At 72.8% G+C, this 25545-nt stretch carries 20 protein-coding genes; 5 read left to right on the forward strand and 15 right to left on the reverse strand.

Features of this window, described 5'->3' with window-relative positions:
* Window positions 1-11: 11 nt before the first annotated feature.
* The 6 genes from alaS to BXA10_RS23100 form a co-directional block, all read right to left on the reverse strand.
* Window positions 12-2690 (reverse strand): alanine--tRNA ligase, encoded by a 2679-nt coding sequence (gene alaS, locus BXA10_RS23070; RefSeq protein ID WP_076472903.1) that lies wholly within the window; start codon window positions 2688-2690, stop codon window positions 12-14.
* The gene (locus BXA10_RS23075) at window positions 2687-2992 is read right to left on the reverse strand and encodes a hypothetical protein (protein WP_076472904.1); all 306 of its coding nucleotides are present in this window, start codon (window positions 2990-2992) and stop codon (window positions 2687-2689) included. Before BXA10_RS23075 ends, alaS begins: the two co-directional genes overlap by 4 nt.
* Window positions 2993-3022: 30 nt before the next feature.
* A complete protein-coding gene (locus BXA10_RS23080; protein WP_076472905.1) occupies window positions 3023-3484 on the reverse strand; it encodes a DUF948 domain-containing protein in 462 nt (153 codons plus the stop codon).
* Between the two features lie 152 nt (window positions 3485-3636).
* On the reverse strand, window positions 3637-4260 hold the full coding sequence (locus tag BXA10_RS23085; RefSeq protein WP_076472945.1) for a hypothetical protein: 624 nt from the start codon (window positions 4258-4260) through the stop codon (window positions 3637-3639).
* 2624 nt (window positions 4261-6884) lie between these two features.
* Window positions 6885-8552: a replication-associated recombination protein A gene (locus BXA10_RS23095; RefSeq protein WP_076472907.1), complete on the reverse strand. Its 1668-nt coding sequence runs from the start codon at window positions 8550-8552 to the stop codon at window positions 6885-6887.
* A 75-nt stretch (window positions 8553-8627) separates the two neighbouring features.
* Window positions 8628-8831 (reverse strand): hypothetical protein, encoded by a 204-nt coding sequence (locus tag BXA10_RS23100; protein WP_076472946.1) that lies wholly within the window; start codon window positions 8829-8831, stop codon window positions 8628-8630.
* A gap of 140 nt (window positions 8832-8971) precedes the next feature.
* Between BXA10_RS23100 and BXA10_RS23105 the strand changes: the two genes are divergently transcribed.
* Window positions 8972-9712, forward strand: coding sequence for a GNAT family N-acetyltransferase (locus tag BXA10_RS23105; RefSeq protein WP_076472908.1), 741 nt, complete (start codon window positions 8972-8974; stop codon window positions 9710-9712).
* Window positions 9713-9839: 127 nt separating this feature from the next.
* On the opposite strand, the gene BXA10_RS23110 is transcribed toward BXA10_RS23105, so the two are convergent.
* The 4 genes from BXA10_RS23110 to aspS all read right to left on the reverse strand — a co-directional run bounded on the left by BXA10_RS23110 (window position 9840) and on the right by aspS (window position 14666).
* A complete protein-coding gene (locus tag BXA10_RS23110) occupies window positions 9840-11213 on the reverse strand; it encodes an MFS transporter (RefSeq protein WP_076472909.1) in 1374 nt (457 codons plus the stop codon).
* On the reverse strand, window positions 11210-11809 hold the full coding sequence (locus BXA10_RS23115; protein ID WP_076472910.1) for an ArsR/SmtB family transcription factor: 600 nt from the start codon (window positions 11807-11809) through the stop codon (window positions 11210-11212). The genes BXA10_RS23110 and BXA10_RS23115 overlap by 4 nt, the downstream gene beginning before the upstream one ends.
* Before the next feature lie 125 nt (window positions 11810-11934).
* Window positions 11935-12747, reverse strand: coding sequence for an SDR family oxidoreductase (locus BXA10_RS23120; protein WP_076472911.1), 813 nt, complete (start codon window positions 12745-12747; stop codon window positions 11935-11937).
* Between the two features lie 113 nt (window positions 12748-12860).
* Entirely contained in the window at window positions 12861-14666 is a 1806-nt protein-coding gene (gene aspS, locus BXA10_RS23125; RefSeq protein WP_076472912.1) for an aspartate--tRNA ligase, read from the reverse strand.
* A gap of 153 nt (window positions 14667-14819) precedes the next feature.
* Here aspS and BXA10_RS23130 point away from each other — a divergent pair, with 153 nt between their 5' ends.
* Window positions 14820-15455 carry a DUF998 domain-containing protein gene (locus tag BXA10_RS23130; RefSeq protein ID WP_076472913.1) on the forward strand — a complete coding sequence of 212 codons (636 nt, stop codon included), beginning with the start codon at window positions 14820-14822 and terminating at the stop codon, window positions 15453-15455.
* A gap of 152 nt (window positions 15456-15607) precedes the next feature.
* Here the strand turns inward: BXA10_RS23130 and BXA10_RS23135 are convergent, their stop codons facing one another.
* Complete coding sequence (locus BXA10_RS23135; RefSeq protein WP_076472914.1) at window positions 15608-16657, reverse strand: S1 family peptidase; 1050 nt, start codon at window positions 16655-16657, stop codon at window positions 15608-15610.
* A 252-nt stretch (window positions 16658-16909) separates the two neighbouring features.
* Between BXA10_RS23135 and BXA10_RS23140 the strand changes: the two genes are divergently transcribed.
* Window positions 16910-17740, forward strand: a complete 831-nt coding sequence (locus tag BXA10_RS23140) for a GDSL-type esterase/lipase family protein (protein ID WP_076472915.1) — start codon at window positions 16910-16912, stop codon at window positions 17738-17740.
* A gap of 117 nt (window positions 17741-17857) precedes the next feature.
* On the opposite strand, the gene hisS is transcribed toward BXA10_RS23140, so the two are convergent.
* Window positions 17858-19186, reverse strand: a complete 1329-nt coding sequence (gene hisS / locus BXA10_RS23145) for a histidine--tRNA ligase (protein WP_076472916.1) — start codon at window positions 19184-19186, stop codon at window positions 17858-17860.
* 66 nt (window positions 19187-19252) lie between these two features.
* The gene (locus BXA10_RS23150; protein ID WP_076472917.1) at window positions 19253-19972 is read right to left on the reverse strand and encodes an MBL fold metallo-hydrolase; all 720 of its coding nucleotides are present in this window, start codon (window positions 19970-19972) and stop codon (window positions 19253-19255) included.
* Between the two features lie 261 nt (window positions 19973-20233).
* Between BXA10_RS23150 and BXA10_RS23155 the strand changes: the two genes are divergently transcribed.
* Entirely contained in the window at window positions 20234-21121 is an 888-nt protein-coding gene (locus BXA10_RS23155) for a peptidylprolyl isomerase (RefSeq protein ID WP_076472918.1), read from the forward strand.
* A gap of 63 nt (window positions 21122-21184) precedes the next feature.
* Entirely contained in the window at window positions 21185-22024 is an 840-nt protein-coding gene (locus BXA10_RS23160; RefSeq protein ID WP_076472919.1) for a peptidylprolyl isomerase, read from the forward strand.
* Between the two features lie 293 nt (window positions 22025-22317).
* Here BXA10_RS23160 and BXA10_RS23165 read toward each other — a convergent pair whose 3' ends face one another.
* Both BXA10_RS23165 and BXA10_RS23170 read right to left on the reverse strand, forming a co-directional pair.
* Window positions 22318-24807 (reverse strand): RelA/SpoT family protein, encoded by a 2490-nt coding sequence (locus tag BXA10_RS23165; protein ID WP_425436106.1) that lies wholly within the window; start codon window positions 24805-24807, stop codon window positions 22318-22320.
* Window positions 24808-24975: 168 nt separating this feature from the next.
* Window positions 24976-25542 (reverse strand): adenine phosphoribosyltransferase, encoded by a 567-nt coding sequence (locus BXA10_RS23170; RefSeq protein WP_076472921.1) that lies wholly within the window; start codon window positions 25540-25542, stop codon window positions 24976-24978.
* Window positions 25543-25545: the final 3 nt, after the last annotated feature.

Genomic DNA, 25545 nt, shown 5'->3' on the forward strand with positions numbered 1-25545 from the left:
ATGGTCGCCGGTCACGCCTCGGCGATCGCCTTCTCGACGGTGAGCAGCAGGTTCGGTGCCTCGGCCGCCGGCAGCCCGCCGCCCTGAGCCAGGTCGGGGCTGCCGCCGCCACGGCCCGAGAACGCCGCCTTCACCAGGTCGGACGCGGCCAGGCCCCGCGCGCGGGCCGCCTGGTTCACGGCGACCACCAGCGACGCCTTGCCGTTGCTGCGGGCCGCCACCGCGACCACCGCCGGGCGGGCCGGATCGATCTTGCCGCGGATCTCCTGGGCGAGGGTCCGCACGTCGTTACCGGCCGCGCCCTCCGGCGCCTCGGTGCCGACGTACGCGACCCCGCGCACGTCCTTCGCCTGCGCCGCCAGCGCGCTCGCGCCGCCCAGCACCAGCTGGGCGCGGAGCTTCTCCAGCTCCTTCTCCGCGTCCCGCAGCTGCGTGACGGTCTGCTCCACCCGGTCGGCGACCTGCTCGGACGGCACCCGGTAGAGCTCGGCGAGGCGGGAGACCAGCAGGTGCTCCCGGGCCAGGAAGTTGAACGCGTCCATCCCGACCAACGCCTCGACCCGGCGTACGCCCGAACCGATGGACGACTCGGAGAGGATCTTCACGAGACCGAGCTGCGCGGAGCGGGCCACGTGGGTGCCACCGCACAACTCCCGGGCGTAGTCACCGACCTCGACGACCCGCACCTGCTCGCCGTACTTCTCGCCGAAGAGCGCCATCGCGCCGATGCGGCGCGCCTCGTCCAGCGAGGTGATGAAGGCGTGCACCTCCAGGTCGGCCAGCAACACCTCGTTGACCTGCTGCTCCACGTCCCGCAGGACGCTCGGCGCCACCCCCGTGGGGGTGTTGAAGTCGAAACGCAGCCGGCCCGGCGCGTTCAACGACCCGGCCTGGGTGGCCGACTCACCGAGGAAGTTGCGCATCGTCTGGTGCACCAGGTGGGTCGCGGTGTGCGAGCGGGAGATGGCCCGCCGCCGGCTCGTGTCGATCTCGGCGTACGCGCTCTCACCCGCACGCACCTCGCCCCGGACCACCCGGGCGCGGTGCACGATCAGGCCGGGCACCGGCTGCTGGACGTCCAGCACCTCGAGCTGACCGCCACCGACGGTGATCAGGCCCTGGTCCGGCTGCTGACCGCCACCCTCCGCGTAGAACGGGGTGGTGTCCAGCACCAGCTCGACGGTGTCGCCCTCGACCGCCGCGCCCAGCGGGCCGCCCGCGCCGAGCAGCGCCCGGACCCGGGACTCGCGGGACACCTCCTGGTAGCCGGTGAACTCCACCGGACCGTCCGCGTCGAGCACCGCCCGGTACGCCGACAGGTCGGTGTGTCCGGTCTTGCGGGCCTGCGCGTCGGCCTTCGCCCGGGCCCGCTGGTCGGCCATCAGCCGGCGGAAGCCCTCCGCGTCGACCTGCAGCCCCTGCTCGGCCGCGATCTCCAGGGTCAGGTCGATCGGGAACCCGTACGTGTCGTGCAGCTGGAACGCCTTCTCACCGGTCAACGCGGCGCCACCGGCGCTGCGCGTCTCGGCGATCGCCGCGTCGAGGATCGTGGTGCCGGCACGCAACGTGGACAGGAACGCGTCCTCCTCCGCGTACGCGTAGTCGGCGATCCGGTCGAAGTCGGTCGCCAGCTCCGGGTACGACGGGGCCATGCAGTCCCGAGCCACCGGCAGCAGCTCCGGCAACGCCCGGTCCTGCCAGCCCAGCAGCCGCACCGCCCGGATCGCCCGACGCATGATCCGGCGCAGCACGTAGCCCCGCCCCTCGTTCGACGGCGTCACGCCGTCGCCGATCAGCATCAACGCGGTGCGCACGTGGTCGGCGATCACCCGCAGCCGCACGTCGTCCGGGTGCGACTCGCTGGCCACGTGGCTCGAGCCCGCGCCGTAACGCTTGCCGGTCAACTCGGCCGCGCGGTCCAGGATCGGCCGGACCTCGTCGATCTCGTACAGGTTGTCGACGCCCTGCAGGATCGAGGCCATCCGCTCCAGGCCCATGCCGGTGTCGATGTTCTTCGCCGGCAGCTCACCCAGGATCGGGTAGTCCTCCTTGCCGACGCCCGGGCCCCGCTCGTACTGCATGAAGACGAGGTTCCAGAACTCCATGTAGCGGTCCTCGTCGACCGCCGGGCCGCCCTCCTGGCCGTACTGGGGACCCCGGTCGTAGAACAGCTCAGAGGAGGGGCCACACGGGCCGGGAATGCCCATCGACCAGAAGTTGTCCGCCTTGCCACGGCGGACGATCCGCTCGGCCGGCACCCCCACCGACCGCCAGATCTCGAACGCCTCGTCGTCGTCCAGGTAGACCGTCGGCCAGATCCGCTCCGGATCGAGACCGAAACCGCCCTCCGCCTGGGACTTGGTGACCAGGTCCCAGGCGAGCGGGATCGCTCCGTCCTTGAAGTAGTCACCGAAGGAGAAGTTGCCGTTCATCTGGAAGAACGTGCCGTGCCGGCTGGTCTTGCCGACCTCGTCGATGTCGGGCGTGCGGATGCACTTCTGCACACTCACCGCCCGGCGGTACGGCGCAGCCTGCTGCCCCAGGAAGTACGGGACGAACTGCACCATGCCGGCGTTGACGAACAACAGGTTCGGGTCGCTGATGGCGGGCAGCGGAGCGGACGGCACCACGGCATGGCCGTTCGCCTCGAAGTGCGCGAGGTACCGCCGCTTGATCTCCGCCGTCTTCATCGCTGGTGTTCCTCCGGAAAGATCTCTCGGTCGCCGATCCGCGGGTCCTCCCGCAGGTCGGCGAACTGGTCGTCGAACGCCTCGCCGTGGGCGAACGCCTGGTGAATCTCCTGCTCGCGTTCGGCCATCCCGACCCGGACGTCCGCCACGAAGCTACGCAGCGATCCGGCCAAGCCGCCAGCAGATTGTGACAGCGTGCTCGCGATACCGGCGGGGGTGTACGACTGCGCGGTGCGGGTCACCTTGCGGACCACCAGCACACCGACGGCCACTCCGATCCCCAGCCAGAACAAACGTCTCATTTCTCCGCCCCCTCCGGTCGCGCTCGGCGCTCAGCGCTCGGCACGGCGCGTGGCCCGCCGCTGCTGCTTGACGATGTCGCGCACCTCACGTTCGGTCTCCGCGTGCCGGCGCGCCGCGGCCGCCTTGCGTACGCCGTAGCCGAAGGCAGCCACCTTGACCAGTGGGTTCGCGGCGGCGGCGGAGACCACGGCGACCAGGTTGGCGACGTTGGCGGTGACGTTCTGGGCGTGGCCGGTCATCGTGTCGACCTTGGCCAGCTGGAGGTTGACCCCGTCGAGGGAGGTCTGCACCTGCTCAAGGGTGGTGTTGACGTTCCGCACCGTGGTGTTCACGTCGCCGAGCAGCGGCCCTGTCCGCTCGCTCAGGTCGTTGATCATCCGGGTGGTGGCGTCCACGGTGTGCCGCAGCCGCAGGATGGGCAGGGTCAGGATCAACACCAGCATCGCGAACGCGATCGCTGCGATCAGCGCCGCGATCTCCAAAATGCCCACGCCTGTCCTCCTCAAGCAGAACTACACCGAACCGGACGACCCCGGAAACGCGCGACCGTCGTGCCCGCACCGCCGCTCCACCACCGATGCCGGTCAGCGGGCGCGGGCGGGCCTGCCAGCCCCAGACCCTACCGTCCGTGATGGAAATCGGCTCACGACGGTGAGGAGGTCGGCTCGCCGAGCGGGTCGCCGGTCAGCGTCGGTAGCGGCTCCTCCCCGGTCAGCGTCGGCTCAGTGCTGGGCAGAGGCCGCGTCCGCTCGTCGTCGATCGCGTTACGTACCTTCACCGACACCAACGATCCGGTGCACGTCTCCGCAGCGGTCGACGGGTCGGGAGACGGCACGATCGCCGGCGCACCGTCGACGGGCGGTGGCACGCAGGCCGGCGCTCGTACCCAGAGGTCCAGGGTGAGCTCGTCCTTGCGCCAGCAGGTGTAGCTGCCCTTCTCCTCCTCCGCCGGGCACATGGCCACGTGCCACGGGCGCCAGCCGTCCTGCCGCAGCGCGGCCTCGTACACCTTCGCCGTGTCCTCGGGAGACCGCTCCGACGTGATGGTGCGTTCCCGCAACCGGCACTCGATCAGGCACCACCGGCTGCCGCTGACGTCGTCCACCGTCTTCGCCGTCGCCCAACCCGGCACGTCCAGCGCGTCGAGGGTGTCGAAGACCGGGTCACGACTGAGCGTACGGAAGCCGAAGTAGAGCGGCACCGCCCCGAGCAGCACCAGGCTCACCAGTGCCAGCGCGATCATCCGCAGCCGCCGGCGTTCGCGCATCTGGCGACGCAGCTCCGAGCGGGCGCCTCGCAGCCCGCCGGCCGGCGCGCCGGCCTCGCCCGGGTCGGCGGTGTCGGGCAGCGACGGAACGTCCACCGGTCGGGGCGCCGCGACGTCCGGTTCCGGACCGGGCGGTGGTACGACAGCCGCGGCCCGCGCCGTCACGGGCGGCTCCGCCGGGTGGGCGGAAACCGGTGACACGCCGGACGGTTCGGGACGGCCCGGATCCCGCTGTGGTGGCAGGGCGCGACCGGCGGCCCGATCGTCGGGCCCGACGGCGGCAGAGCGGCCGGCCACGGCACGGCCCTGATCGTCCGGACCGCCGGGTGGCCTACCAGGACCGTCCGGACCGGACCGTCCGGCCGGAGCCGGACCTGGGCGCGGGGACCCGTCGGGGCGGGCGGCACCACGGGCGGGGCCGTCCGGGCCGGGACGGGCCGCCCCACGAACCGGGCGGGGCGCGACGTCCTGGCCGGGTACGGCCTCGGGGCCGGGCCCGGGACGGGCCGCCCCACGAGCCGGAACCTCCGGACCCGGCCGCGGACCGACCTCCGGACCAGACCCGGGACGAGCCGCCCCACGAGCCGGAACCTCCGGACCCGGTTCGGGGCGGGCCGCGGCGCGGCCCGATGCCGAGGCGGCGGGTGTCTCCGAGGTGGGTTGGTAGGTCGCCGGCCGGCCGGCGACCGGGGAACGGCCGGGCCGGGCACCGCGTGGGTCGTCGACCGGGCGGGGTGGCGCCACGGCGCGGCGGGCCGTCGGCTCGTCGGGCGCCGAGTCGTCCGGCGCGCCGTGGCGACCACCGGCGGAGCCGTCGACGGGGACGGCGGCGCTCGTGCCGGCCGGCCGTTCACCTGTCGGTTCGTCACCGGGTGGCACAGCGGCGCGGGTACCGCGACGCCCGGTCGGCCGCGCCGGTGGCTGGTCCTGAGCGGGGGGCACGAGGCCGGGTGCGGGTCGCCTGCCGGTGGAGCGCTCCGACGACGGCGGTGCGGAACGCGCCGCGCCGCCGGTTTCGATGACCGGCAGCTTCGGGTCGGTGTGCGGCAGCCGTCCGGCCTGCCGGAGCCAGTCGGCGGGGCGCTCAGGGCGTTCGCCCCGAGCGGCCGTGCCCTCCGGTTCGGCACGACGGCCGGTGGCCGGGCCTGCCTCCTCCGGGGCCCTCCGGCGGCCGGGGGCCCGGTCTGCCTCGTCCTCCGCCGCGGTCCGGCGACCGCGGACGACGCCGTCGGCCTCGTCCGGGCCTTGCGCCGGGTGCGCGGCGGTCGCCGTCTCCTCCGGGGCCGCCCGGCGGCGGCGCCCGCCACCACGGCCGGACGCCGGCTCGGCGGCGCCGGGGCCGGCAGCCACCGGCTGGTCACCCCTCGTCGGCTCGCCGGGCTCGGGCGCACGTCGGCGACCGGTCGGCGTGGACGCCTCACCGGCGGCCGGTACGGCACCCGGCGGGACGGGTGTCTCCGGTGCCACCGCCGGCCGGCGCCGCGGGTCGGCACGGCGATCGCGTGCCACTGCCGGCCCGGGTCCCGGGTCGCCTGCCGTCGCTGACGGCTCAGCAGTACGGCCGGGCGCGCCGGTGGGCGCGACGCCGACCGGACCGGCGCCCCGGCCCGGGTCGGTCGGGTCGACGGCCGCCCGCCCGCCCGCGGGGAACTCCCCGGTGGGTTGGGCCGGCTCCGGGCCGGTACGCCGCCGCGGCGGCGTCGTTCCCGGCCGACGCCCGACCGGCGCACCCGAGGTCGGGGTCCCGGGAGCCGCGGGCTCACCGGGGACGGGGTGGGCCGCGGGAGCGGCGGGGCCACCGGGGACCGCGGCCGCGGCACCGAAGCGTCCGGTACGGCCGCCGGTCGGGCCCATCGGCCCGGTCTGGTCGCCGCCGGCAGGGGGGCCGCCGAAGGGGGCGGTCGGAGTGCCGGGGACCGGACGGGCCTGCGGACCGGCAGGGTCAGCCGGGCTCGGCCGGGACGCCGACGGGCGGGGCTGCGGGTCGGTCGGACCACCGGCGTTCGGACGCGGACCGGGGCCGGGAATCGGTGCGGGACCGAGTCCCTGCTGGTCGGCAGCACCCGGCCCGGGAACAGGCTGGTACGGCGCGGCCGGTCCTGGATTCGCTGGTCGCGGCGCGGCCGGCGCGGGTCCTGGCTGATGCGGTGCCGTCGGCGCGGCGGCCGGCTGCTGCGGCGCCGGCGCACCAGGCCCGCCGGACGGTGCCACGGGCGGTCGCTGCTCCGGCCGCCGGGCCGCTGTGGTCGGCTCCGGCGAGCCCGGCCACGGCCCGTCCACCGGGCGCGGCCGGGCACCAGGGCCGTCCGGGCCGCTTCGACGCACGGGAGGCGCGGCGGGCGCCGCCGGACCGCCCGCGGGTGGCGGGACGCCGGGTCCGGGACCGGCCGGCGCCGGTCCGGCGCCGCGAGGTGCGGCCGGCGGAACCGCGTCCGCCCCCTCGGGGCCCAGTTCGGTGCGCTGCTGCTTGGCCGACCGCAGGTCGTCGATCCAGCCGAACTCCTCGCCGCTGACCGGCTCCTCAGGTTCGGCCTCGGCTCGGTTCCGTCCCCAGCGGCGGCCCTTGGCGCGGGGATCGCGCCGCTCGTCCGGGCCGTCCTCCGGTCGCTCCGCACCACGCGATCTCACTGCTGACCCTCTCCGGCGGCAATCCTGCCGCCATCCTTCTCCGCGCCGGCTTCAGGCGGACCCGCCGTTCGGTCGCCGTCGGCCGCCGCAGCGGTCTGGGCCGGTCCGCTCGCCCGCGTCGCCGCGTCGGAGGTCTCCGCGGGATCGTCCGGCGCCTGCTCCGACGGGGGCGGACGGCCGCTCGACGTGTCCACCCGGGCCGGCACCTCGGCCGGTGCGGCTGACGCGTCCGCCCGCGTCCCGGGCGCCTCCGGTCGCGGCGACGCATCAGGGCGGGTCGCCGGGGCGGGCAGGCCGCGCACGATGCGGCGCAGCAGCGGCAGCCGGGCGGCCACCGCCCGCTCCCCGCCGTGCTGGGTGGGCTGGTAGTAGTCGGTGCCGACCAGGTCGTCGGGCACGTACTGCTGGGTGAGCACGCCGCGCTGGTCGTCGTGCGGGTAGCGGTAACCGGCGCCGTGCCCGAGACCGCGAGCGCCGGCGTAGTGGGCGTCGCGCAGCCCGCGGGGCACCGGACCACCACGGCCGGCCCGTACGTCGGCCATCGCCGCTCCGATCGCGGTCGTCGCCGAGTTCGACTTCGGCGCCGTGGCCATGTGGATCACCGCCTGGGCGAGATTGAGCTGCGCCTCCGGCAGACCCACGTACTCCACGGCGTGCGCGGCGGCGGTCGCCACACTCAACGCGCTGGGATCGGCCATGCCGACGTCCTCGCTCGCGAAGACGACCAGGCGGCGGGCGATGAACCGGGCGTCCTCACCGGCCACCAGCATCCGCGCCAGCCAGTGCAGCGCTGCGTCCACGTCCGAGCCGCGCATGCTCTTGATGAAGGCGCTGATCACGTCGTAGTGCGCATCACCGTCCCGGTCGTAGCGGACCGCCGCCACATCCACCGCCTGCTCGGCGGTGGCGAGGTCGATCCGTCCGGTGCCCAGCGCGCCCGCCGAGGCCGCCGCAGCCTCCAATGCGGTCAGCGCCTTGCGTACGTCGCCGGCGGCGAGCCGGACGAGGTGGTCCTCGGCGGCCGGCTCCAGGACGAGCGCGCCGCCGAGACCCCGCTCGTCGGCGACCGCTCGGCGCAGTAGTCCGCGGACCGCCTCGTCGTCCAGCGGTTGCAGGGTGAGCAGTACGCACCGGGACAGCAGCGGCGAGATGACTGAGAAGTAGGGGTTCTCGGTGGTGGCCGCGAGCAACGTGACGGTGCGGTCCTCGACGGCGGCGAGCAGCGAATCCTGCTGGGTCTTGCTGAACCGGTGCACCTCGTCGATGAAGAGCACGGTCTGCGGACCGCCGCTGCGACGCTGCCGGCGGGCCGTATCGATCACCGCCCGGACGTCCTTGACCCCGGCCGAGAGCGCCGACATGGCGACGAACCGGCGGTCGGTGGCCCGGGCGACCAGGTGCGCGATGGTGGTCTTCCCACTGCCCGGCGGCCCCCAGAGGATGACCGACATCGGCGCTCCGCCGGAGACCAGCTGCCGCAGCGGCGCACCGGGCGCGAGCAGGTGTTCCTGCCCGACCAGCTCGTCGAGGCTCGCGGGGCGCATCCGGACGGGCAGGGGCGAATCCGGCCCCACCTCGGTGAACCCGTCGGCAGCACCGGAACCCGCGGGGGCGCTGGGCGCTCCGGCGGGTTCGCCGAGGGAGAACAGGGCATCGGACTGCATCACGAGAACAGTACCGGGCCGGGTCCGGGGCACCGGAATCGCGCCGCGGGCCCGGCCGGCGATGATCGGTTCCGGTCAGCCACGGCCCGGCCGACGGCCCCGGTACCAGCGTCCGCCGCCGGGGCCACGGCCGACACCGGCCAGGTAGAGCGCGAGCAGTAGCAGGCCGATGAGTACGAGGGTGTTCCAGTTGAACAGGTCCGGTGCGCCGAAGTTGGTGTCCATCAGGTCGAGCAGCAGGGCGAAACCGAATACGATCGCCGCGAGAATGGCGAGCATGACGTCCTCCGGTGGGGGTTCCCAGTAGGTTGACGCCGGATGTACCCGATCGGACCGCTCGCCAATCTCCACCGTGGACGACCCGCCCTCGTCCGGGCACCGGCGGCAGCGGCGGGCCCGATCCCTCCTAGGCTTGGGGCATGATCATCGCCGACCAGGTGCTCGACGGTCGGGCCGCCGTCCTGGCTGCCACCGGCCACCACCCGTACGCCCGGCACGTGCTTCCGCCGGAGATGCAGCCGCGCGGCTACCAGCGCGACGGCGCGGTGGTCTGGGTGCTGCCGGCGGGGCAGCGGCCGACCGTGGCGGCCCTCGGCGCGGCCCGGCCCGCCCTCGATGTCTGCGCCGACCTGGTCGCCGAGGGCGTGCTCGGGGCGGGCCAGTGGCTGAACCTGCCCGGGCTCGACCCGGCCGACCTGGCCGGCCGGCTGAACGTGGCCCAGCGCGACGAGTGGCTCTTCCTCTGGACCACGGCGGCGCCGCCGCGCCAGCCGGGCGAGGAACGGGTGGTACGCCTCACCGAGGCCGATCACCCGGCGCTCACCGCGTTGATCGACGAAGCCTTTCCGAGCACCACCTCCCGGCCGGGCGACGCCGGGGTGGTCGGCTGGTACGGCATCCGGGACGGTGACCGCCTCCTCGCCTGCGGCGCGGACCGCACCCGTGGTGACGTCGGGTTCCTCGCCGGGCTGACCGTCGCCCCGCAGCAGCGCGGTCTCGGCCTCGGCGCGGCGCTCACCGCCGCGATGACCCGCGCGATGCTCACCCGGTACGCCCACGCCGCGCTCGGCGTCTACCCGGTCAACGTGGGCGCGATCCGGCTCTACCGCCGGCTCGGCTTCACCAACACGGCGACCCGCAACTCCGTCCGCCTCGCCTGAGCCGCCTGCGAGGGCCCACGTGGATTATGATCGACTCGGGTCCCCTGATGTCGGGCCATCCTCGTGGGGCGCGGAGGGACACCGCGCCTTCGATGAACCCGAGTCGATCAGCCCGACCGGCTCTGCCTCAACCCGCCGAACCGGCCACCGGGGCCCCGTCGCCCGCTGACGACCGGACGTCGGCCGGGCTACCGGGCAGCTGAGCCGTGGGGTCAGGCGCCGCAGGCGTGGGTCCGGCCGTGGCCGCTGCGCCCGCTTCCGCGGCGGTTCGCCGGCCGGCGAGCCAGGCCGGCAGGTAGAGCGGGGCGGCGACGGCCAGCACGACCGCGCCGACCAGCATCGCGGTGCCGACGCTCGAGAAGTCGGCGAGCGCGGTGAGCAGCACGGCGCCGAGCGCGAATCCGGGCTGACCCATCAACGAGTTCAGCGAGATCACGCTGGTCCGGTAGGGGCCGTCGACCTGCCGGTGCAGGAGCCCCACGTGCAGCGGGTTCGACGCGCCGTGCACCGTGTAGCAGGCCAGGTACGCGACGAGCACCCCGACCGGTCCGGCCAGGAACCCCATGCCGACGACCGTCACCCCCTGGGCGATCCGCAGCAGCGCGGCGCCCGGGGCCGCACCCGGCCAGCGCATCAGGAGCGGGGTGAGCGCCGCGCCGGCCGCGGAGGCCAACCAGGCCGCCGAGCTCGCCGGTCCGAGCAGCGCCGCCGCCCGGTCCGCGTCACCGACCACCTCGGAGAGTCGTACCGGCAGCAGCGACTCGAACGTGACCATGCCGAAGCCCCAGAACAGCTCGACAGCCACCAGGGCGAGCAGCACCCGCGATCGGCGCAGCAGGCCGACCGCCTGCACGATCATCCGGGGAGCCTCGACGATCGACGCCCGTAGCGCGCCGCCTCCCCGCGCGGGCCGAACCTCCCTCAGCAGCATCAGCAGTGCCCCGATGGCCACCACCTGGAGCGCGGCGGCGACCAGCACCGGCACGGTGAGCGCGCTGACCGGCCCGATCGGGCCGAGCGCGATCAGGCCGCCGCTGAGGAGCGCTCCGGCGCTGATCGCCACGCCGACCACGGTGCCGGCGTACCCGAGGCCCGGCTCGTAGGCGGCCTCGGGATCGGCGGCCAGAGTGGCGTCGACGTACCAGGACTCGAGTGGACCGCTGTCCAGCGCGCGAAAGACGCCCTGCAACGCCCACACCAGGAAGAAGAGCGCGAACGAGTCGGCCACCGCGAAGACCAGCAGGGAGATCAGGCCCAGCAGCCAGGCCGTCACGAGGACGGGCCGCCGGCCGAGGACGTCAGCGAGCCCGCCGGTGGGCAGTTCCAGCGCCAGTACGACCACCCCCTGGGCGACGCTGACCAGCCCGATCTGGGACAGCGACAGCCCACGTTCCTGCATCAGCAGGATCATCACCGGGATGGTCAGGCCGCTGGGCAGCCAGCGCAGCCCGTGCAGCAGCAGGAAGCGGAACCGGACCTGGCGTACGGACAACGCGCTCATCGCCGGCCCTCCACCCGGGGGAAGGCGGACAGGAAGATGTGCACCTGCTGGGCGTCGGGCCCGTCGCTCGGCGGCTCGTCGTGGTAGCGCATGACCACCTGCCACAGCTCGTCGTTGAGCGCCCGCAGCCGGGCCGGCGAAAGCGTCAGCACCATGTCGCTCAGGCTGGCCGCGTCCCGCCACTCCCGCGACTGGTCCTCGGCGGCCGCCATCCACCGCTGCGCCTGCTCGGCCATGAGCTGGACGTGGTTCGCCTCGATCCACCGCGCCGCCGCCCGGGCGTCCGGGTCGTCGTCGAACTCGGTGGCCTCGAAGTTGCTGATGTCGTGCAGGGCCCGCCACCACCGCTGACGGCCGGTGCCGAGGTCCGGGTCCTCGGCGACCAGCCCCACCTCGGCGAGTTGCCGCAGGTGGTAGCTGGTCGCACCGGTGTTGGTGTCGAGCTTGTCGGCCAGCGCGGTCGCCGTCGCCGGCCCGTCCACCCGCAGCGTGCCGAGCAGACGCATCCGCAACGGATGGGCGAGGACACGGACCTGCCGGGCGTTGAGCTGCACCTGCCGCGGTGGCTGCCGATCAGTTCCGGGAGTGTCAGGCATGCATGCACAATATCTGTGCACAATTTCTGTGCACAAGATGTTTGCATAGAAATTGTGCGCTCATCGCGAATCGACGGTGATCCCGCGGGACGTCCCGCGCGGCGGTGGGTCCGATGGTCCGCCGGTCAGGCGGCGAGCAGTTCGCGTACGCCACGCAACCGCGTACGCAGCAGGCCCACGGCGCGGGCGGAGTCGAGCCGTACGTCGGTGGGGCGCAGCACGCCGGCCTCGGCGCCGGTGGTGGTCTTCATGACGGTCGGGTCGAGCCCTTCCCGGCGGGCCACCAGCAGGCCGAGCTCCGCGCGGCTGACGGCGTCCGGGCCGGCCACGTTGATCGGGCCGGTGTAGTCGGTGCCGGCCAGCTCCAGCACGGCGCCGGCGAGGTCGACGACGTCGATCGGGCAGCGGAGTTCGTCGGTGAACAGGGCGGCCCGCCCGGCGAGCGCGTCCCGGCAGAGCTGGATCTGCTTGCTCCGCTCCCCCAGGATCAGCGAGGTGCGCACCAGCGCCGCGGCCGGATCGATCGCCCGGACGGCGGTCTCGGCCGCCGCCTTGGCAGCCCCGTACGGGAAGATCGGGCTGGGCGGCTCGTCGTCCCCGTACGGCTCGGAACGGCCGGCGTGCAGCGCGTCGCTGGAGATGTGCACGAGCCGCGCGCCCGCCTCGGCCGCCGCGTAGGCGATGTGCGCCGCCCCGTCGGCGGTCACCGCCCAGTCCCCGTACCGGTAGGGCGTGCCGATGACCACCGTGGGCCGCACCCGCGCGATCAGGTCCCGGACGGCGGCCCGGTCGGTCACGTCGAGCCGGCGCGCCTCGACGCCGGCCATCCCGACGGCACCCGAGTGGTACGTCCCCACCACACGCTCACCCGCCGCGACCGCCAGCCGGCAGACCTCCGCACCCAGGAACCCACTGCCCCCCACCACGAGTACTGTCACGCCACACCCTCCTCAGCCGAGGTGATCAAGAGGTTTGCGTCATCCTGACACGCGATCATGACGCAAACCTCTTGATCACCAACGCCGGTCCGGGGGGGTGGGGTGGGGTGGGGTCAGGTCGGGTCGGCGACCGGGGCGGCCGGGCCGGCGGTGCCGCTGTGCGGAGCCGCCTGCGGCTTCGGCTTGGCGTCGATGCCCGCCTCGGTCCGCTGCTGCGCGGTGATCGGCGTCGGCGCGCCGGTGAGCGGGTCGAAGCCACCCCGGGTCTTCGGGAAGGCGATCACCTCGCGGATCGAGTCCGCACCGGCCAGCAGCATGCAGACCCGGTCCCAGCCGAACGCGATGCCGCCGTGCGGCGGGGCGCCGTACTTGAACGCCTCCAGCAGGAAGCCGAACTTGTCCTGCGCCTCCTCGGGAGTGATGCCGAGCAGGTCGAAGACCCGCTGCTGCACGTCGCCCCGGTGGATACGGATCGAACCGCCACCGATCTCGTTGCCGTTGCAAACAATGTCGTACGCGTACGCCAGCGCCCGGTCCGGTGCCTCCTCGAACCGGTCCACCCACTCGCCGTTCGGCGACGTGAACGGGTGGTGCACGGCCGTCCAGCCACCCTCGTCGTCGCGCTCGAACATCGGCGCGTCGACCACCCAGCAGAACGCCCAGGCGCTCTCGTCGACCAGCCCGGACCGCTTGGCGATCTCGATCCGGGCGGCGCCGAGCAGCTCCTGCGCCTCCCGGATGTTCGTGCTCGCGGCGAAGAAGATCGCGTCGCCGGGCTTCGCGCCGACCGCGTCGGCCAGCCCGGCCAGGTGCGCTGCGGAGAGGTTCTTCGCCACCGGGCCGCGCGCCTCACCGGTCTCGGCGTCCAGCACCACGTACGCCAGGCCACGGGCGCCGCGCGCCTTGGCCCAGTCCTGCCAGCCGTCCAGCTCCTTGCGGGTCTGCGACGCGCCGCCCGGCATGACCACGGCGCCGACGTAGCCGCCCGCGTCGATCGCGCCGGCGAACACCCGGAACTCGGTGCCGCGCAGGTAGTCGGTCAGCTCGGTCAGCTCGACACCGTAACGCAGGTCCGGCTTGTCGGAGCCGTACCGGGACATGGCGTCGTGCCAGGTGATCCGCGGGATCGGCCGGGCGATCTCGTGACCGGCCAGCTCGGACCAGAGCTTCGCCACGATCGCCTCGCCGAGGTCGATCACGTCGTCCTCGGTGACGAACGACATCTCGATGTCGAGCTGGGTGAACTCCGGCTGGCGGTCGGCGCGGAAGTCCTCGTCCCGGTAGCAGCGCGCGATCTGGTAGTAGCGCTCCATGCCGCCGACCATGAGCAGCTGCTTGAACAGCTGCGGCGACTGCGGCAGCGCGTACCAGCTGCCCGGCTGGAGCCGCACGGGCACCAGGAAGTCGCGCGCGCCCTCCGGGGTGGACCGGGTCAGCGTCGGCGTCTCGATCTCCAGGAAGTCCCGCTCGTGCAGCACGGTGCGGGCGAGCTGGTTGGCCCGCGAACGCAGCCGCATGGCCTTCGCCGGGCCGCCGCGCCGCAGGTCCAGGTAGCGGTACTTGAGCCGGATGTCGTCGCCGGCCTCGACCTGGTCGTCCACGGGCAGCGGCAGCGGCGCGGCCTCGGAGAGCACCTCCAGCTCGACCGCGGTCACCTCGATCTCACCGGTGGGCAGGTCCGGGTTCTCGTTGCCCTCCGGGCGACGGGTCACCTCGCCGGTGACCTTCACACAGAACTCGTTGCGCAGCGCGTGCGCGTCCTCCTCGCGGAACACCACCTGGACCACGCCGGAGCCGTCGCGCAGGTCGACGAAGATGACACCGCCGTGGTCGCGCCGGCGGGCCACCCAGCCGGCGAGCGTCACCGTGGTGCCGGCGTCCGTCGCGCGCAGGCTTCCGGCGTTGTGGGTACGGATCACGGCTGGCAACTCCTCATCGTGGAACAGTCCTCACCGGCATTCTGTCAGGGGCGGCCGTCGTTCCTCCGACCACCCGGCCCGCCGGTGCGAATCACCGGTGGATGGACCGGCGAACCCGGGCCGGCGAGACGCCGAGCCGATTACCGTGGCCGAATGCGCGTCGTACCGACGTGGGCCGTCGCCACCGCGGCGGCGGCACCTGTGCTGCTGGTGACCGGTTGGACGGTCGCGGGCGCGCGGCAACCCAGCGGCTACGACCCGGTCCGGGACACCATCAGCGAGCTGGCCGGGCCGGATGCCGCCGACCGCTGGATCATGACCGGCGCCCTGGTGTTGTTCGGCTCCTGCTATCTGGCGATCGCCGCCGTGCTGCACGCGGCCGGTCTGCCCAGCCGTTTCCTGCTCGCCGTCGGCGGGGTGGCCACAATCGCGCTGGTCGCCTTTCCCCGGCCGAGCGTCGGTGGTTCGCTCGGTCACGGCACCGTGGCGACCGTCGCCGTCCTCGCGCTGGCGCTCTGGCCGGCCGGTACGGCGCTGTGGCTGCCCCGCGGCCCGGTCGTCGGGCACCTGGCGCGCCCGGAGCCGCCCTGGGCGTTCCGCCGGGCGGTCGGGCTGAGCGCCACCGGGCTGCTGCTGGGCCTGGTCGGCTGGTTCGCGCTCGAGGTGAACGTCGGGTCCCGGACCGGGCTGGCGGAGCGCATCACGGCGCTGGCCGTCGCGCTCTGGCCGTTGCTGGCGGTGCTATCCGCCCGGCGGGCGCAGCTCGCTGCCTCGGCCGGAGTCGGGTGAGGGCGCAGCTCGCCGCCGCGGCCGGAGTCGGGTGAGGGCGCGGCCGGAGTCGAGTGGGCGGGTCGCCGGCCGGGCCCCGCTGGCTCGGGTGCGGCGTGGACACACGACGCGGGCCGCCGGATGACTCCGGCGGCCCGCTGGCGAGGTGACGGTCAGATGATGCTGACGCCGTAGACGCTCAGCGCCTCGGTGACCGGCTGGAAGTAGGTGGTGCCGCCGGTGCGGCAGTTGCCGCTGCCACCGGAGGTCAGGCCCAGCGCAGTGCTGCCGCTGAAGAGCGAGCCGCCGCTGTCGCCCGGCTCGGCGCAGACGGTGGTGCGGATCAGGCCGGAGACGCTGCCCTCGGCGTAGTTGACGGTGGCGTTGATCGCGGTCACCGAGCCGCTACGCAGGCCCGTCGTGCTGCCGGAGCGCTGCACCGACTGGCCGACGACGGCGTTGCCGGCCCCGGTGACGTCCCGGTAGCTGCCGTTGTAGAGGTAGACGTTGCCGGCCGCGTTGGCGGAGTTGCTGTGCCGGACGATGCCGTAGTCGTTGCCCGGGAAGCTGGAGCCGGCCCGGGTGCCGAGCAAGCTGGTCTGCGAGGAGTTCGAGTACCAGCTGGACGAGATGTTGGTGCAGTGCCCGGCGGTGAGGAAGTAGTAGACGCCGCTGCTGCTGCGGACGTTGAAGCCCAGCGAGCAGCGGCCACCGCCACCGGCGTAGATGGCCTGGCCGCCGGAGATCCGGGTGCTGAGCACGCCGGCCTCGGACTCGATCCGCAGCGCGCCGTTGGCCCGCGCCGCGGCGGCCTTGACCCGCTCCAGCTTGGCGCCGGTCACGGTGCTGTCGACGGAGATGACGACCTGGTTGCTCACCGGGTCGGTCCACCAGGCGGTGCCCGGAATCTTCACGCTGCTCTCCAGGTCGGCGGTCACCCGGTTGAGCACGTCGGCGCCGCGCTGGACGAACTGCGGGGTCGCGCCCGCAGCGCGGACCTCGCGCGCGGCCGCCTCGTCGGTCACGGTGACGACCATCTTGCCGCTGGCATCGGCGTACGTGCCGGCGGAGCGGGCGCCGAGCCGCTCGGAGAGAGTGGCGGCGGCGTCGGGGGAGGCGACGGGGGCTGCCTGGGCGGGCGCGCCGATGAGCGAGCCGACGACCAGGGTTCCGGCCACGGCGAGGGTGGCGGCGCGGCGGAGCGTGGACCTCGTGGGTCGCATGAACAACCTCCAAAGAGGGGGCGACGGCCCTCGCCGGGGGCGGCGGGGCCCGGAAGGGTCCGGCCGAACTGGGGGAACCGGCCGAACGCAATGAAGTATTCACATGCTTAAGATCCTTAACAAGACCGGCCAACGCCCTTCCCGCGGCGGTGACGGCAGGCCCGAACCGGAAGCGTTGTGAACACAGATGACCATCTATACGATCTGGTCACCGCACGGTTTCCCCCCGGCTACCGCGATCCGGAGGCCCTCATGTCCCCCATCCGGCGCCTGCTCGCCCCACTCGCCGCACTCACCGCCCTCACCCTGCTGCCCGCCGCCCCGGCCGTCGCCGACCCCGGCCCACCGCCCAGTTCCATGGCCAGCCTCGGCGACTCGATCACGCGCGGGTTCAACGCCTGCGGGTGGTACGTCGACTGCACCTCACGGTCGTTCAGCACCGGCAACGACTCCGCGGTCAACAGCCACTACCTGCGTATCCGCACGGCCAACCCGGCCATCAACGGCAACAACCACAACGACGCCCGCTCCGGGGCGAAGTCCGCCGACATGTACGGACAGGCCGGCACCGCCGTCGGCCAGGGCGTCGGCTACGTCACCATGCTGATCGGCGCCAATGACGCCTGCACCGGCTCGGAGTCGAGCATGACCCCGGTGAGCACGTTCCGGGCGAACATCGACTCGGCGCTGAACCGCCTCCGGGCCGGGCTGCCGAACGCCCGGGTGTTCGTGATCAGCATCCCGGACGTGCACCGACTCTGGTTCGTCGGCAAGGGCAGCGGCAGCGCCCGTACGGCCTGGTCGCTCTTCGGCATCTGCCAGTCGCTGCTGGCCAACCCGACCTCCACCGCCCAGCCCGACGTCGATCGGCGCAACCGCGTACGCCAGCGGGTCGTCGACTACAACACCCAGCTCGCCCAGGCATGCGCGGCGTACGGCCCGAACTGCGACTTCGACGACAACGCGGTGTTCGGCTACCCGTTCACGCTCAACCAGCTGTCCGGCTGGGACTACTTCCACCCGAACGCCACCGGCCAGCAGGCGCTGGCCAACGTCTCGTACGCCGCCGGCTTCGCCTGGTAACCCCACCCCCACCTAACCGCGCCCCTCTCACCCCCACCCCGGCGAGCCGGGGTGGGGGTGAGGCGGTGCCGGGGTGCGGGTCGACAGCCGGGGACCGCCGAACGACGTACGGTCCGCTCAGCTCACCAGCGGCTTCAGGTCGGCGGCCGGTGGTGTCCAGGTGTCGGCCGTCGCCGCGACCTGGTCGCCGGAGCGGATGTCCTTCACCTCGTCGCCCGCGCCCTCCGCCCCCGGGAACCAGACGTACGGGATGCGGCGCCGCTCGGCGTACCGGATCTGCTTGCCGAACTTCGCGGCACTCGGCGACACCTCTGCCGGGATGCCACGTCGGCGCAGCGCGTCGGCGACCCGGTTGCTGGCCGCTCGCTGCTCCTCACTGGTCACCGCGACCACGACACAGGCCGGCACGTCCCGCGAGATCGACAGGGCGTCGGTGCCGAACAGCAGCCCGAGCAGCCGGGTGACCCCGATGGAGATGCCCACACCGGGGAACCGGACCGCGCCGGAGCTGGCCAGGTTGTCGTACCGGCCCCCGGAGCAGATCGAGCCGTACCGCTCGTAGCCACGCAGCTGGGTCTCGTAGACCGTCCCGGTGTAGTAGTCGAGGCCCCGGGCGATGCGCAGGTCGGCCACGCAGAGCCCCGGCGAGTGCTCGGCGGCGGTCTCCACCACCCGCACCAGCTCCTCGATCCCCTCGTCCAGCATCGGGTCACTCACCCCGAGGGCGCGCACCGCGTCGGCGAAGGACGCGTCCGGGGCGGAGATCTCAGCCAGCGCCAGGCACGCCTTGGCCTGCGCCTCGCTCGCCCCGGCGGTCTGGGCCAGCAACTCCGCGACCTTCGCCGGGCCGATCTTGTCGAGCTTGTCGACCGCGCGCAGCGCCGCCTCCGGATCGGTCAACCCGATGCCCCGGTAGAAGCCCTCGCAGATCTTGCGGTTGTTGACCTGGATCCGCACCTCCGGGATCGGCAACGACCGCAGCGCGTCCCCGATGACCAGCGGCATCTCCGCCTCGTGGTGCGCCCCGAGGTTGTCCCGGTCGACGATGTCGATGTCGGCCTGGACGAACTCGCGGTAGCGCCCCTCCTGCGGCCGCTCCCCCCGCCACACCTTCTGGATCTGGTAGCGCCGGAACGGGAACTGCAGCTTGCCCGCGTTCTCGAGCACGTACCGGGCGAACGGCACGGTCAGATCGAAGTGCAGACCGAGCGCGTCGTCCCCGGCCGGGCCCTGCTCGTCGTCGTGCAGCCGCCGGATCACGTAGACCTCCTTGGAGGTCTCCCCCTTACGCAGCAGCTGGTCGAGGGGCTCGACCGCGCGGGTCTCCAACGGTGCGAAGCCGTACAGCTCGAACGTGTTCCGGATCCGATCGAGCACGTACTGCTCGATCATCCGCTGCGACGGCGTCCACTCCGGGAAGCCGGAGATGGGCGTGGGCTTGCTCATGACGTACTCCTTGACTCGCGCGCGACGCGCGGCCGGTCGATGCCCGCGCCGCGGCGCGGGTGCGGATCAGAGGCCTCGGGCGGGTGCGGCCGGGCGCGCGTCGCCGGACTCCGCCACCTCGATGAGGTACGGGTTGCTCGCGCGCTCGCGGCCGATCGTGGTCGTGGGGCCGTGGCCGGGCAGTACGACGGTGTCGTCCGCCAGCGGGAGGATCTTGTCCCGCAGGCTGGTGAGCATCGCCGGCATGCTGCCGCCCGGCAGGTCGGTGCGACCGATCGAGCCCGCGAAGAGCACGTCACCGGAGAGGCAGATCTCGTCCGCCTCCCAGCGCGAGCCGGCACCGGGCATCCGGAACAGCACCGACCCGCCGGTATGGCCCGGGGCGTGGTCGACGGTGATCTCCAGGCCGGCCAGCGCCAGCGTCGCGCCGTCGGTCAGCTCGGCGACATCATCCGGCTCGGAGTAGGTCAGCCGACCGCCGAAGAGCGCCGTGAGGTCGGCCGACAGGCCCTTGGCCGGGTCGGCCAGCATCTCCCGGTCGCCCGGGTGGACGTACGCGGTGATCCCCCGCGCCCCGCAGACCGGCGCCACCGAGAAGGTGTGGTCGAGGTGGCCGTGGGTAAGCAGCACGGCGGCCGGATGCAGGCGGTGCTCGGCGAGTACGGCGTCGAGCCGGTCGAGTACGCCGATGCCGGGGTCGACGACCACGCACTGCTCCCCCGGCGCCGTGGCCACCACGTAGCAGTTGGTGCCGAAGGCGTCGGCGGGAAAGCCGGCCACGAGCACGTCCGCTCCCCTTCCGTCGACATGAGGTCCGTCCCTGATCAGCCTAACCGGCCGCGCGCGGCATATTCGCCGGACCATCCGTCGCGCCCGCCCCGCGGGACACAGTGACGTGCTCCGATAAACACAGCCAGGACCTCGTACACCACGTACACAGCCGGTGGCCGTACACTCTGGCGAGCGTGTGGCGTGGCGCACTGCCCCACACGGGCGTGCGACGTCCACGGCGCCGGCGACGACCAGGGTAGAGGAAGGGGAGCACGGGTGGCTTCCAGCAGGGACCGGCAGCGCAAACTGGCACGGGCCAAGCTCGACCGCCAGATGGCTCGTCGGGCGGCGCGGGTCAGGCGGCGGCGGCAGATTCAGGCGGGCGTGGGTGCCGCGCTGATACTCGCGCTGATCGTGGTCGGCTCCGCCTGGGCGCTCGGTGCCTTCGACTCCGAGCCGAAAGAGAACACCGCCGCCGAAGAGGTCTGCCTCTGGACGCCGCAGGACGGCACCGCCAACACCAACCTCAAGGACGTGGGCACCCCGGAGACCACCGGGCTGCCCACCGACGGCACCAGGGCGATGACGGTCACCACCAACCAGGGTGCGCCGATCACCGCCGAGCTCGACCTGGCCACGGCCCCCTGCGCGGCGGCGAGCATCGCCCACCTGGCCAGCCGGTCGTTCTACGACAACACCAAGTGCCACGAGATCACGGCCGAGGGTGCGCTGCGCTGCGGTGACCCGAGCGGTACCGGACTGGGCGGCCCGACCTACTCGTTCTACAACGAGAACGTGCCGGACGCGCCGGCGCCGAGCCCGTCGGCCAGCCCGACCGGGAAGCGGCAGCCGGCGTACCCGAAGGGCACCGTGGCGATGATCTCCAGCCCGCCGGGCGCCAACGGCAGCCAGTTCCTGCTCTTCTTCAAGGACTACGACCCGGACGAGCCGACCTACCCGATCATCGGGAAGGTCACCGGCGGACTGGACGTCCTCGAGAAGATCGGCAAGCTCCCGACCGTGGACAATGGGGCGGGGGCAAAGGTCAAGCCCCAGACGGACGTGGTGCTCCAGAGCCTCACCGTCGGCGAGCCGACGACCGGCGCGCCGGCCGCCTCGCCGTCCGGCGCGGCCACCCCGCCGCCCAGCCCGAACGCCGGCTGAGCGACCCCCAGGCAGCACAACGGCACCCGCGCACCGAAACAGACAGCCCAGGAGGATTCAGGCGTGACGTCCACCAGAGAGCGGCAGCGCGCGGCGGCACGCGCCCGGCTCGAGAAGGAGATGGCCGAGCGCGCGGCCCGGGCCCGCAAGCGCCGGCAGACGCAGGCGATCGTCGGGGCGAGCCTCGCCCTGCTGCTGGTGGTGGCCGGCACCGTCTGGCTGGCCACCAGCCTGGGCGGGGACGACGACAGCGCCGGCACCAACACCGCGGCGGCCGACCAGGTCCAGTGCGCATACGTCGAGATCCCCTCCGACCAGCGGATCAAGGAGATCAAGGACGTCGGACTGCCGGCCAACCAGCAGTCGAACACCGGCATCCAGACGATGACGATCGACACGAACCTGGGGCCGATCACCGCGAAGATCGACCGGTCCCTCGTGCCGTGCACCGCTGGCAGCTTCACCCACCTGGCGGAGAAGAACTTCTTCGACAACAGCAAGTGCCACCGGCTGGTCACCGAGGGCATCAAGGTCCTCCAGTGCGGTGACCCGAGCGCGACCGGCAAGGGCTGGCGGGAGACCGACGGCACCGGCGGCCCCAGCTACCGCATGGCCGAGGAGAACCTGCCGACCGACAAGCGGCCCCCGTACCCGGCGGGCGTGATCGCGATGGCCAAGTCGCAGGACCCGGGCAGCACCGGCAGCCAGTTCTTCATCGTCTACGGCGACTCGCCGCTGGACCCGAGCTACACCGTGCTCGGCACGATCACCGGCGGAATGGACATCGTCAACGACGTGGCCAAGGCCGGCGACGACGGCGCCTTCGCCCAGCAGGCCGGTGGCGGTCACCCCAAGAAGGAGATCGTCATCAAGAAGCTCACGATGAGCGCCCCGCAGGGCTGACCCGCACACGTACCGAGAAGCGCCCGCCGGTTTCACCGGCGGGCGCTTCTCGTTGTCCAGGCGCCTGGTCCGAGGGCCGGGGGCCGGAGAGCGAGGGCCAGTGGGGTCTGGCGGACGGGTGATCGACTCGGGCTCCATGAAGTCGGGGTGTCCGGACCGCTGGGACACCCCGACTTCATTGATGTCGAGTTGATCAAGGCACCGTCGGCGTGATCATGGCCCACGGGGGGTCTACCTCACACCGCCGGGGCCCTCCGGGCCAGGCCTGTCCCCCGTCCGGGTCGACGTCCCGGTCAGGCGCCGGAGGTGACCCGGTAGGCGTCGAAGACGCCGTCGACCTTACGAACCGTGGCCAGCAGGTGGCCGAGGTGCTTCGGGTCGGCCATCTCGAAGCTGAACCGGCTCACCGCCACCCGGTCCCGGGTGGTGGTGACGGTGGCGGAGAGGATGTTGACCCGCTCGTCGGAGAGCACCCGGGTCACATCGGCGAGCAGCTTGTGCCGGTCCAACGCCTCGACCTGGATGGCCACCAGGAACGTCGAGGCGGAGGTGAGCTTCCAGCTGACCTCCACCACCCGCTCGCTCTGCGCCTTCAGGTCCTCGGCGTTCGCGCAGTCGTCCCGGTGCACGCTCACCCCGCCGGAACGGGTCACGAAACCGAAGACCGCGTCCGGCGGCACCGGGGTGCAGCAACGCGCCAGCTTGATCCAGACGTCGCTGACACCGCGTACGACCACACCGGGGTCGTGGCTGCTCGCCCGGCTGCGCGGCGGTCGGGTCGCGACGGCGGTCTCGGCGATGTCCTCCGCCGCGCCCTCCTCACCGCCGTACGAGGCCATCAGCTTCTGCACCACGGACTGGGCGCTGACCTGGCTGTCACCGACCGCCGCGTAGAGCGAGGCGACGTCGGCGAGGTGCAGGTCCCGGGCGATCGCCATCAACGCGTCCGAGGTCAGCATCCGCTGCAACGGCATGCCCTGCTTGCGCATCGCCTTGACGATCGCGTCCTTGCCGGCCTCGATCGCCTCCTCGCGGCGCTCCTTGTTGAAGTACTGGCGGATCTTCGTACGGGCACGCGGGCTCTTGACGAAGCCGAGCCAGTCCTGCGTCGGGCCGGCCGTGTCGGACTTCGACGTGAAGATCTCGATCACGTCGCCGTTGGACAGCGTCGACTCCAGCGGCACCAGCTTGCCGTTGACCCGCGCCCCGATGCACTTGTGCCCGACCTCGGTGTGCACCGCGTACGCGAAGTCCACCGGCGTCGACCCGGTCGGCAGCGGGATGACGTCACCCTTCGGGGTGAAGACGTACACCTCCTGACTGGACAGGTCGAAACGCAGCGCGTCGAGGAACTCGCTCGGGTCGGCCGCCTCCCGCTGCCAGTCCAGCAGCTGGCGCAGCCAGGTCATCTCGTCGATGTGCGCCGGCGGGCCGACCACCGGGACGCCCTTGTGCTCCTTGTACTTCCAGTGCGCGGCGATACCGAACTCGGCCGTGCGGTGCATCGCGTACGTGCGGATCTGCATCTCCACCGGCTTGCCGGTGGGCCCGATGACCGTCGTGTGCAACGACTGGTACATGTTGAACTTGGGCATCGCGATGTAGTCCTTGAACCGGCCCGGCACCGGCTGCCAGTTCGCGTGGATGACGCCCAGCGCCGCGTAGCAGTCGCGCACCGTGTCGACCAGGATCCGTACGCCGACCAGGTCGTAGATGTCGTTGAAGTCGCGACCCCGCACGATCATCTTCTGGTAGATCGAGTAGAGGTGCTTCGGCCGGCCGGTCACCTCCGCCTTGATCTTGGCGGACTTCAGGTCCGTCCCGACCTTCTGAGTGACCTGGCGCAGCAGCGCCTCCCGCTGCGGCTGGTGCTCCCCGATCAGCCGGTTGATCTCCTCGAACCGCTTCGGGAACAGCGTGCCGAAGGCCAGATCCTCGAGCTCCCACTTGATCGTGTTCATACCCAGCCGGTGGGCCAGCGGAGCGAGGATCTCCAGCGTCTCCTTCGCCTTCTGCTCCTGCTTCGGGCGGGGCAGGAAGGTCAGCGTCCGCATGTTGTGCAGCCGGTCGGCCAGCTTGATCACCAGGACCCGCGGGTCCTTGGCCATCGCGACCACCATCTTGCGGATGGTCTCGGCCTTCGCCGCATCGCCCAGCTTGACCTTGTCGAGCTTGGTGACGCCATCCACCAGCAACGCGACCTCGCCGCCGAAGTCGGCGCGCATCTGGTCGAGCGTGTACTCGGTGTCCTCGATCGTGTCGTGCAGCAGCGCGGCGACCAGCGTGGTCGTGTCCATCCCGAGGTTGGCCAGGATGGTGGACACGGCCAGCGGGTGCGTGATGTACGGGTCGCCGGACTTGCGGTACTGCCCGGAGTGCCAGCGGGCCGCGGTGTCGAAGGCGCGCTGAAGCAGTCGCGCATCGGCCTTGGGATGGTTCTCCCGGTGCATCGCGATGAGCGGCTCGAGCACCTCGCTGACCTGGGAGGTCTGCCAGGGCGCGTTGAACCGGGCCAGCCGCGCCCGCACCCGGCGCCCGGTGGGCGCGCTGGCCAGCGCGAACCCGGCGCTCGGCACCGGCTCCCCCGGACCATCGCCCCGTACCGGGCCCACCAGGTCGGGACGGACCACACCGGGCCGAATCACCCCGTCGGGGCCGATCGCGCCAGTGCCAGAACTCGTCACCCGGGCCGTCGCGTCACCGTTCCGGTCGGTAACCGAGCCGTCCGCATCGCCTGTCGGGTGCACCGTGCCCTCCATCGGAGGGACGACATCGTGGGACACCGGCCTCCTTACCGCTCGCCGGGATCACGCCGACCGCACGGCCGGCCTGGTCGCGTACCGCCGGACGGATCACCGTCGGCGTCAGCAAAGGGCAATGCTACTCGCACAGACGGTGTCCTGCCGCTCCGCCGGACGGACCGCGCCACGCCCATCCGGCGGCCCGGGCCGTCAAACGGTCAGCAGGGCATGGACCGGACGTGGGGCGAGCCGCTGCCGCCCGCCGAGGAAGGACAACTCCAGCAGCACGGTGAAGCCGGCGACCGTGCCGCCGGCCCGCTCGACCAGGTCGAGCGTCGCCGCCGCGGTGCCGCCGGTGGCGAGCACGTCGTCTACCACGAGCACCCGGTGCCCGGCTGTGAAGGCGTCCTGGTGCACCTCGAGGGTCGCCTCGCCGTACTCGAGCGCGTAGGAGGCCGAGTAGGCGGCGCGGGGCAGCTTGCCCGCCTTGCGGACCGGCACCACACCCACGCCGGTCGCGTACGCGATCGCCGCCGCCACCACGAACCCACGTGCCTCGATGCCGACCACCGCGTCGAACGAGGCCCGGCCGTGGTACGCCACGATCTCGTCGATCACCTGACGGAACGCCTGGCCGTCGGCGAACAGCGGCATCAGGTCCTTGAACGCGATCCCCGGCTTGGGGAAGTCCGGCACGTCCAGCACGCGGCTCGCCACCAGCCGTGCGGCCTCCGGGCCGCTGTCCCCGCGCGCCTCGGTGCTGTGGGTCTCCGTCACGGC

Origin of the sequence: Micromonospora avicenniae, from assembly GCF_900156065.1 — a bacterium.
Classification (GTDB): domain Bacteria; phylum Actinomycetota; class Actinomycetes; order Mycobacteriales; family Micromonosporaceae; genus Micromonospora; species Micromonospora avicenniae.